General features: G+C 38.6%; 4 protein-coding genes, 19 tRNA genes, 1 rRNA gene and 1 riboswitch. Of the genes, 22 read left to right on the top strand and 2 right to left on the bottom strand.

Annotated features, from left to right (window positions below; translation table 11 throughout):
• From rrf to ACFWDE_RS17505, 22 genes are all read left to right on the top strand, one after another.
• Positions 1-93: ribosomal RNA gene (gene rrf / locus ACFWDE_RS17610) — 5S ribosomal RNA — on the top strand; the annotation flags it as partial.
• Positions 94-98: 5 nt separating this feature from the next.
• Positions 99-174, top strand: a tRNA-Val gene (locus ACFWDE_RS17605).
• Between the two features lie 8 nt (positions 175-182).
• Positions 183-266: transfer RNA gene (locus ACFWDE_RS17600), tRNA-Tyr, on the top strand.
• Between the two features lie 12 nt (positions 267-278).
• Positions 279-353, top strand: a tRNA-Gln gene (locus tag ACFWDE_RS17595).
• A 4-nt stretch (positions 354-357) separates the two neighbouring features.
• A tRNA-Lys gene (locus tag ACFWDE_RS17590) sits at positions 358-433 on the top strand.
• A 16-nt stretch (positions 434-449) separates the two neighbouring features.
• Positions 450-530 (top strand) — tRNA-Leu (locus tag ACFWDE_RS17585).
• Positions 531-559: 29 nt separating this feature from the next.
• Positions 560-634 (top strand) — tRNA-Gly (locus tag ACFWDE_RS17580).
• A gap of 16 nt (positions 635-650) precedes the next feature.
• Positions 651-739 (top strand) — tRNA-Leu (locus ACFWDE_RS17575).
• Positions 740-742: 3 nt separating this feature from the next.
• Positions 743-816 (top strand) — tRNA-Arg (locus ACFWDE_RS17570).
• Positions 817-826: 10 nt separating this feature from the next.
• Positions 827-900 (top strand) — tRNA-Pro (locus tag ACFWDE_RS17565).
• Positions 901-915: 15 nt separating this feature from the next.
• Positions 916-988: transfer RNA gene (locus ACFWDE_RS17560), tRNA-Ala, on the top strand.
• 18 nt (positions 989-1,006) lie between these two features.
• Positions 1,007-1,099 (top strand) — tRNA-Ser (locus ACFWDE_RS17555).
• Between the two features lie 24 nt (positions 1,100-1,123).
• A tRNA-Met gene (locus ACFWDE_RS17550) sits at positions 1,124-1,200 on the top strand.
• Positions 1,201-1,202: 2 nt separating this feature from the next.
• Positions 1,203-1,278 (top strand) — tRNA-Asp (locus ACFWDE_RS17545).
• 9 nt (positions 1,279-1,287) lie between these two features.
• Positions 1,288-1,363: transfer RNA gene (locus ACFWDE_RS17540), tRNA-Phe, on the top strand.
• Positions 1,364-1,395: 32 nt separating this feature from the next.
• Positions 1,396-1,471, top strand: a tRNA-Thr gene (locus ACFWDE_RS17535).
• Between the two features lie 3 nt (positions 1,472-1,474).
• Positions 1,475-1,545: transfer RNA gene (locus tag ACFWDE_RS17530), tRNA-Trp, on the top strand.
• Positions 1,546-1,555: 10 nt separating this feature from the next.
• Positions 1,556-1,632: transfer RNA gene (locus ACFWDE_RS17525), tRNA-Ile, on the top strand.
• A gap of 5 nt (positions 1,633-1,637) precedes the next feature.
• Positions 1,638-1,712 (top strand) — tRNA-Asn (locus ACFWDE_RS17520).
• Between the two features lies 1 nt (position 1,713).
• Positions 1,714-1,785: transfer RNA gene (locus ACFWDE_RS17515), tRNA-Glu, on the top strand.
• Positions 1,786-1,916: 131 nt separating this feature from the next.
• Entirely contained in the window at positions 1,917-2,336 is a 420-nt protein-coding gene (locus tag ACFWDE_RS17510) for a CBS domain-containing protein (RefSeq protein ID WP_002125317.1), read from the top strand.
• Between the two features lie 427 nt (positions 2,337-2,763).
• Entirely contained in the window at positions 2,764-3,915 is a 1,152-nt protein-coding gene (locus ACFWDE_RS17505) for a DUF3965 domain-containing protein (RefSeq protein ID WP_377893608.1), read from the top strand.
• A 240-nt stretch (positions 3,916-4,155) separates the two neighbouring features.
• Here ACFWDE_RS17505 and ACFWDE_RS17500 read toward each other — a convergent pair whose 3' ends face one another.
• On the bottom strand, positions 4,156-4,488 hold the full coding sequence (locus ACFWDE_RS17500) for a hypothetical protein (RefSeq protein WP_002150506.1): 333 nt from the start codon (positions 4,486-4,488) through the stop codon (positions 4,156-4,158).
• Between the two features lie 5 nt (positions 4,489-4,493).
• A complete protein-coding gene (locus tag ACFWDE_RS17495; RefSeq protein WP_377893605.1) occupies positions 4,494-5,654 on the bottom strand; it encodes an SH3 domain-containing protein in 1,161 nt (386 codons plus the stop codon).
• A gap of 259 nt (positions 5,655-5,913) precedes the next feature.
• Positions 5,914-6,026, top strand: a riboswitch (TPP riboswitch).
• Positions 6,027-6,063 lie beyond the last annotated feature (37 nt).

The following is a 6,063-nucleotide window of genomic DNA, read 5'->3' as shown; positions in this document are numbered from 1 at the left end:
CACACCCGTTCCCATACCGAACACGGAAGTTAAGCTCTCTAGCGCCGATGGTAGTTGGGACCTTGTCCCTGTGAGAGTAGGACGTTGCCAGGCAAAATGGAGGATTAGCTCAGCTGGGAGAGCACCTGCCTTACAAGCAGGGGGTCGGCGGTTCGATCCCGTCATCCTCCACCATATATGTCGGAGGGGTAGCGAAGTGGCTAAACGCGGCGGACTGTAAATCCGCTCCTTTGGGTTCGGCAGTTCGAATCTGCCCCCCTCCACCATTTCTTAATTATTGGGCTATAGCCAAGCGGTAAGGCAACGGACTTTGACTCCGTCATGCGCTGGTTCGAATCCAGCTAGCCCAGCCATTAAGAGCCATTAGCTCAGTTGGTAGAGCATCTGACTTTTAATCAGAGGGTCGAAGGTTCGAATCCTTCATGGCTCACCATTTTCTTAAAAAATATGCGGGTGTGGCGGAATTGGCAGACGCACCAGACTTAGGATCTGGCGCCTTTGGCGTGGGGGTTCGACTCCCTTCACCCGCACTTTTAATAAAATATCTCATACATGTCTTGCGGAAGTAGTTCAGTGGTAGAATACAACCTTGCCAAGGTTGGGGTCGCGGGTTCGAATCCCGTCTTCCGCTCCAATTTTCAATATGACATGCCGGGGTGGCGGAACAGGCAGACGCACAGGACTTAAAATCCTGCGGTGGGTGACCACCGTGCGGGTTCGACCCCCGCCCTCGGCACCATATGCGCCCGTAGCTCAATTGGATAGAGCGTTTGACTACGGATCAAGAGGTTAGGGGTTCGACTCCTCTCGGGCGCGCTTTTATTAACGGGAAGTGGCTCAGCTTGGTAGAGCACCTGGTTTGGGACCAGGGGGTCGCAGGTTCAAATCCTGTCTTCCCGATTTTCCCAAAAACATGGGGCCTTAGCTCAGCTGGGAGAGCGCCTGCCTTGCACGCAGGAGGTCAGCGGTTCGATCCCGCTAGGCTCCACTTTATTTTTTATATGTCGGAGGTATACCCAAGTTCGGCTGAAGGGATCGGTCTTGAAAACCGACAGGCGGCGAGAGTCGCGCGGGGGTTCGAATCCCTCTACCTCCTCCATTTATTTTTAAAACATAATATCGTCGCGGGGTGGAGCAGTACGGTAGCTCGTCGGGCTCATAACCCGAAGGTCGCAGGTTCAAATCCTGTCCCCGCAACCAATGGTCCCGTGGTGTAGTGGTTAACATGCCTGCCTGTCACGCAGGAGATCGCCGGTTCGACCCCGGTCGGGACCGCCATTTTATGTTGGCTCGGTAGCTCAGTCGGTAGAGCAGAGGACTGAAAATCCTCGTGTCGGCGGTTCGATTCCGTCCCGAGCCACCATTTTTTTATTTTTTTTATTTTTTTTTATTTATGCCGGCTTAGCTCAATTGGTAGAGCAACTGACTTGTAATCAGTAGGTTGGGGGTTCAAGTCCTCTAGCCGGCACCATTTAGGGGCATAGTTTAAAGGTAGAACTGAGGTCTCCAAAACCTCCAGTGTGGGTTCAATTCCTACTGCCCCTGTAAATTATATGGGCCTATAGCTCAGCTGGTTAGAGCGCACGCCTGATAAGCGTGAGGTCGATGGTTCGAGTCCATTTAGGCCCACCATATATTCCGCAGTAGCTCAGTGGTAGAGCTATCGGCTGTTAACCGATCGGTCGTAGGTTCGAGTCCTACCTGCGGAGCCATGGCCCGTTGGTCAAGTGGTTAAGACACCGCCCTTTCACGGCGGTAACACGGGTTCGAATCCCGTACGGGTCATAAAAAAAGAGTCAGCATATTGCTGACTCTTTTTTATTATGTATAAGCCTCTTTTTATCACCTTATTTTCCTCAAATAAATAAAGGGATTTAGGAAAAGCTATGGTATGTATTAAAAGGAGGAGATGAAAAATGACACAAGTTAGAGAACTTATGAGTACTCATATCGTACATTGTACACCATTAGACAATGTATATGAGGCGGCTGTAAAAATGAAGGAAGAATCGGTTGGATTGATTCCTGTTATTGAAAATAAACAAGTTGTTGGGCTTGTTACTGATCGAGACTTAGTTGTTCGTGGGATTGCTGAAAAACATCCTGGATCTAATCAAATTACAAATGTAATGACAACAAACATTGTTTCAGTTTCTCCAGATGATTCTATTGAAAAAGCTACAGAATTAATGGCACAATATCAAATTAGACGGTTACCGGTAGTTGAGAGCGGTCAACTCGTTGGGATGCTAGCACTAGGTGATTTAGCTATAAGAAAATCAGCAGATGATCAAGCAGGGTTTGCTTTAAGTGAAATCTCGGAGCATACGGAATAAATTATGTATAAAGATCAGATACATCATTCTAGTATATATGGATTAAACTAATATGTTAGCGTGATGTATCTAGGGCATTATATAATAAGTATAGAGTCAATATTTTTGACAGTTTTTTTAAATTTGTCATTCCTAATTTTTAATAAGAGAAAAAATGATATACTGAGAGATATAAGTATTATGATAGATTTTGAATATAACAATATTTATTATTAATGATGTAATAATGAATTAATATTTCCTACGTAGATAAAGTGAAACTTTAATTATTGGGGGGGGGGTGTCCATCCCCCAATAATTATTAGTTGAACCAATCGGGCTTTTATGGGCAGTTTTATCTCCCACCTAACTTCCTCGCATTCGCAGAATTTTGAGGTGGGAGTCTTACTGCCTGAAAATAGCGGGATAAAAAGGGAAGGGGAATTATATGAGGGCTGTACAGGGCGATCCAAATTGGAATTTGGTTACAGATACATATATAGAACCAAATAATTTCGCTGAGTTATTTTCTTTGCTTGTACCTTGTCATCCAAAAGGTGAAGGGAAAGAGCGAACTATATTAGTATGGAAAGAAAAAGAATTTTATAAAGAAGAAAATTTAGCGGCATTTATCGTATATGGCATGGATAAAGTAAAGAATTTACCGCAGTTTCATAAAGATGGAATTCCAACTCTAGTACGTATTCTTCGTTTATGTCAAGAGATTGGTTGGTATGAAGAGGCAAATGCTTTTATGATAACCCAAGGGCTAGATGAATTTGTCCAAACTTCATTGGAGTATGAAACATGGGATCTTTTGACGAAAGCAGTTGCTTTAAACTATTTAATTATTAAATATCGTATTGGTGAATTAACAGCTGAGGATGTAGAAATTTGGGATCGAGTTAAATTTAATGAGAAATGTATAACCGATTGCAAACATCTATTATCTCATAAAGAAGTATTGGAATTTACATTCTTTTATATATGTAAGCGAGCGAAGCTACTGTCAAAAGAGCAATTAAATAGTGATATGATGAGTCTAGCAATGCATTGTAATACTTTTGTGTATGATTTATATACACATGACTTATTACGAAAGTATCGTAAGTGTACAGACTTCCTATCATATTATGGACCTAGTCAAGCAGTTTTAGCTTGTCAAAGAGCTGTACTTTCACAAATTTCCGATCGATTAGACCCTTTAAAGACAACTCATGTAGATGATTATTTATATGTGATGAAAGAAATGATGGAGCATATGACGATAGGGGTAATGGATCGGTATGGTCATTTTATTGGAAAGTTACTATCATATGTACCATTTTTCGAAATGATCCAAGTTCCACAGCATGCATATTATTGTGAAGAATTACTGTATATTTGTAAGGGAATTGAATACAAAGAAGAACTACTACGCAATTATATATTTATACAATTACATGATTGTTTACCATCATTCTTTAAACTATTTCTTAAAAATAAGCGTTATGCAACGATTCATGATATTCTTTTCTATTGGTGCGACGATGAACAAAGAATGAGCTTAGAGAAAAAATATAATCTTAGTTTTATTTATGAAAAATATGCTTGTGGATAAACCGTATTTTACATATTAAAAATTAATATAAATTAAAAAGGATCTCAAGTTTATGTGAGATCCTTTTTTGTTAGTAAAACAAGGAGAAAGTAACTAAGATAAGAAATAACATTCCATAAAGGAGAAATTGTGAAGTATAACTTCCTTGTATACCAAAAAAAGTATTCATTTTTTCATATAAATTCAATATATATTTCATTGGATTATCTTTGAAAGATTGGTACACAGTGTCTCCTCTTTCTAAGCTTCTTGTTCATGTTTTTGGTTATTAGGAACATTAACGTATCTAGCTAGGAATAATAAAACACCTATAAAGAATACAGGAAGTACAGTAGATAAATAAAAACCATTACTAATTATATTTGTTATAAGAGCACTCAAAAGAAAAATTGCATTATAAATATGGGCAATTTTTTGTTTTAGCCGCATTTGTAATGCTTCCATAATGATTTCTAAAGCAACAAAAGCAATAATAATAGATAAAAATACAGTGTTCGTATTATAAATGATTAAACAACAGATTAAACCTAAAAAGGCCAGGTATTCAATAAAGAGAGGTATATTGCGTGGCATATAATTTACCTAACTAAATATGGCAGTGGGTTTACTGCATTTGTTTTTTCAAAATTCCATTCCCCATTATGTAATTCAAAATGAAGATGTTGCCCGTATGAATGACCTGTATTTCCCATATGACCTACTAATTGTCCAGTTTGTACTTGATCACCAGCTTGTACAGTACGATCCTTCATATGAGCATAAACTGTTGTATATAATTTCCCATTTATTTGATGGGCGATGAACACGACATTGCCGTAGCTAGCCGAATAATAAGATTTCACAACCTTACCCGCAGCAGCAGCTTGAATAGAGACATTTCCTTGTGCTGCTATATCTATACCATAATGCATTTGCTCCCAGCGCATATCAAAAGTGGAGCTGATTTTTCCTTGAGTAGGGAATTTGAAAACTGCTGGAATTGATGCAGGTTGAGCTGTTTTAGCTTGTGCTTGATTTTGATTTTGCACTACATAGTGTTTTGCTACATATCCGTATCCTGTGCCAAAACGAATTTTATACCAAGTACCTACCGTTTCTACTACTTGTACTTGTGTACCATTTTGTAATGAGCCAAGTAGAGTGCCACTTGTGCTAGCATTGCTACGTACATTTAATTTTGGTGTTGCAACAGTATAAGAAGGAGAATCTTGTACAGTTACACCTTTTACTAGAGGTGTGGATCCATTAGATACAAATGTTTTTTGGACGTAACCAATTTGCCCGTTATGTAATATTTTGTACCAATCTCCTTGTTCACCTTGAATGGTAATGAATTGACCATTTGGTAATATATCTAGAATAGAAGACTCTGTATTAGGTTCAGAACGAACGTTTAATGCGTTTGCATTTACGATATATTGATTCTTTGGTTGAACATTTTTTTTGAATAGAATTGCATCTTTTTTCATATAGCCTGTTTTGTTGTTAACAGATACTTTATACCAATCTTGAGTTGTCTCAAGAATAGTAACAGGGCTATTAAATCGAATGTTATCAATTATTGCACTGTCTGCATGGTTATTTTGATGTAGTGCAACGTTATCAATTTTTACATATCCAGTTTTTACTGTAGATGGTTGCTTAGCAGCTGCTGTTTGTATATCGGATTCTCCCATAGAAGGAAGTAAAGAAGCAATTGCGATAGTAGTTGCTGTTAAAGCTGTAGCTTTCATATTCATGTAATAAAGACCTCCTCTAGTTGTATAGTTGTAATTTTATTATAGTATAAAGATATAATATAGTGGGTGTATTCACATAAATGTAATATGAAATCAATATAAATAATGTTAGAAGAGAGGTTCATATATAAATATTGTATATATCATTTGTGGGGTCGCATTTATATTTGTTTAACACGTTAATATTTAATTCGCAATTAAGAAAATTAAAACAGTTGATGATGTCTTATGGCGGTGTTATACTGACAGTGATAATTTTATAGTTTGCTAGGAGGGCTGGTGTTGCCAGCTGAGAGTAAGACCTTAAGTCTTTGATCCTTTTTATTACCTGATCTAGATTATGCTAGCGTAGGGAAGCAATTCGGACACTAACAATGAGTCCCCGTTTCTTTGCGTATAGAAACGGGGC

The organism is Bacillus sp. NPDC060175 (assembly GCF_042728695.1).
GTDB lineage: Bacteria > Bacillota > Bacilli > Bacillales > Bacillaceae_G > Bacillus_A.
Note: the sequence above shows the minus strand (reverse complement) of the source record. Positions and strands in the feature narration are given on the sequence as shown.

What these genes read in the sequence shown, in the direction of transcription:
- ACFWDE_RS17510 (WP_002125317.1), top strand. Translation starts at nt 1,917, where the DNA reads ATGACACAAGTTAGAGAACTTATGAGTACTCATATCGTACATTGTACA.
- ACFWDE_RS17505 (WP_377893608.1), top strand. Translation starts at nt 2,764, where the DNA reads ATGAGGGCTGTACAGGGCGATCCAAATTGGAATTTGGTTACAGATACA.
- ACFWDE_RS17500 (WP_002150506.1), bottom strand. Translation starts at nt 4,488, where the DNA reads ATGCCACGCAATATACCTCTCTTTATTGAATACCTGGCCTTTTTAGGT.
- ACFWDE_RS17495 (WP_377893605.1), bottom strand. Translation starts at nt 5,654, where the DNA reads ATGAATATGAAAGCTACAGCTTTAACAGCAACTACTATCGCAATTGCT.